This window comes from Calothrix rhizosoleniae SC01 (assembly GCF_900185595.1).
Taxonomy (GTDB): domain Bacteria; phylum Cyanobacteriota; class Cyanobacteriia; order Cyanobacteriales; family Nostocaceae; genus Calothrix_A; species Calothrix_A rhizosoleniae.
Map to the genome: position 1 here is coordinate 1 of NZ_FYBH01000178.1, position 2,490 is coordinate 2,490.

General features: G+C 33.5%; 1 pseudogene. It reads right to left on the bottom strand.

From position 1 onward, the window contains the following. Positions 1–1,513 (bottom strand): annotated as a pseudogene (locus tag CALSC_RS10940) (polysaccharide biosynthesis protein); the annotation flags it as partial. Between the last annotated feature and the right edge of the window lie 977 nt (positions 1,514–2,490).

Genomic DNA, 2,490 nt, shown 5'->3' on the forward strand with positions numbered 1-2,490 from the left:
ACAGTCTCTTACTTGCACCCATGACATTTGTGGGATTCACAGCTTTGTCGGTGGAGATCATCACGAAATGTTTAACATTATATTGCTGTGCTAGTTCTACTAAATTTTTTGTGCCAATTACATTATTTGTAATTGCTTCTGGGGAATTTAACTCCATTAAAGGCACATGTTTGTGGGCTGCTGCATGGAAAATTACATCTGGTCGGAATTGCTCAAAGGCATTATTTAAGCGTTCTCGAAAACGAATATCAGCAATAAAAGTAACCAGATTGGGGCTATAAGTAGGTTGGCGTAAAAAATTATCGTTTGGATAAGGCAGGGGGCAGGGAGCAGGGAGCAGGGGGAACAAGGGTTTTAGGCTTATTTACTATTCTTCACATAGTTTGGTTTTATTGTGCCGACTTACTTATCCTAGGGCTATATTCTTTTGTTGCAGTGACAATAAAACCTGTTTTAACTCTTGTTGGATATTAAAAACAGAATTCTCTCCATGTCCTACTAACACCATTTCAGTCGGTCTGCACTGACAAATTTGTCGGCACAGTTCGCTACCGATTGACCCACCAGCGCCAGTAATTAGTACTTTTTTTCCTTGGAGAAATTCAAATACTTTTTCTATATCAGTCTGTACGGGTTCCCGTCTTAATAAATCCTCAATTTTTACATTACGAATACTATCTAGACGGACTTTCCCATTGAGGATCTCATGTATTCCTGGTAAAGTGCTGGTTTTTATGCCATTTACTTGACAAATATCGAGTATTTCTCGAATTACTCGTCCTGATACCGTTGGCATGGCAATGACTGCTTGATGAATGTCCAAATTTCTACAAATCTCAGGAATTTGGAAGCGATTACCAACTATGGAAATGCCACGAATGCGTAAGTTTAATTTGTGAGGATCATCGTCAATAAAAGCCACGGGATAAAAACCTAGTTGGGGATTCCTTTGCATTTCTTCTACCAAAGTAACCCCTGCACTACCAGCACCTACTACCAATACTCGCTGGCTAGATTGACATTTTGTGTGCTTCTGACAGATTCTGTCTATTGTTCTGACATTAAAACGCAATACTGTAATCGCCACGAATGAAAACAAACCATCAATAAAAGGTAGTGATTTGGGTAATTTCTGGATAACAGAATTGGGCATGTAAGAGATCACATCAAATAAGAAGGTTTGGATGATAACAGCAGCTACCATCAACATTCCTATATATGTAATTTCTTCAATATTTGCATAACGCCAGTAACGGCGATAAAATCCACAACACCACAGTACAGTCATTTTGACTGTTAAAAATAGTATCATTGCATAGACAATTTCATACTTATATGTATCTAAGGTAAAATAACCGTCATGACGTAGAAGTAACGCTAATAATGGTGTAATCAAAAAAGTAAAGATATCAATAATAAACCAATATCGATTCCTCAGATTGACTAACTTTTTCAGCAATAATTTAGTTGATGGTTTTACTTTTTTGCGAGATAAAAAAAATAAAATATTCATAATTTAACATCCTCTACATCCATGATTGAGCAACATATTCCCAGAAGAATATGCTTTATAAACTAATGAAACAAATTCATTTTTCAAGTATGTTTATGTGATTGGGAGCAAAGCAAATGTTGAACTTATTTGTCTATAAGCTAAATATATGCACTTACTTGATTGATGATAATTTGTAAAGTCTGCAACTAAATATCACACTCTATTTAGCTGACACACAAGGCAAATTTATTGGTATGGCTTGAATGATGAATTTAATTCATTACCACATAAGTCACGTACTTAAAAGTCAAAGATATTCTATTATATAGCTTTGACTTTATATCAATATTTTAGTTTTTCCCCTGATGTTAACTAGTTGAAAAATCTTAATTTTTTGTAGTTGGAATTAACTCAATCTGAAATCTAAAGACGTTGTATTAATTTCCTGTTTGTTTAGGATTAAACCTTGTTGACTCATAATCTTGCACCACAAGATTTTTGAAAATATTTAGAGATAGAAACCCTTGTTTGATCTGAATTACGCTGATGCCACCCTAATTTTATTGAGAAGATATATTAAGATATATGTTTTGCTTAAATAAGCACAGATTTCTAATCCAATTTCGGAATTACTTCTTAAAAATTAAGGAACACATTTGAATAATTAGCGATTTTCAGATTTCAATTATAAACGACACTTCATAATATTATTGTATGCAATATCAGGTTTTTATAGTCTCAAGATGAGTCTCAAAATTGATGAAAATTTACTTGATTAATTGAAGCTTAAGACCCAGTATTATCCCATGACTAACATTGGATTGCTATATCGCATTAATTCTGATGATTATAAAATATAGCAGAGAATAGTATTTTCTATAGTTTTGCTAATTATTATTCACCATAAATAATGCTAAAAGCTATTATCGCATACGACTATTATAGTATGATAGTTAGTCTATTTCTGCTAACCTGTGCTAGCCATAGAGTATGTC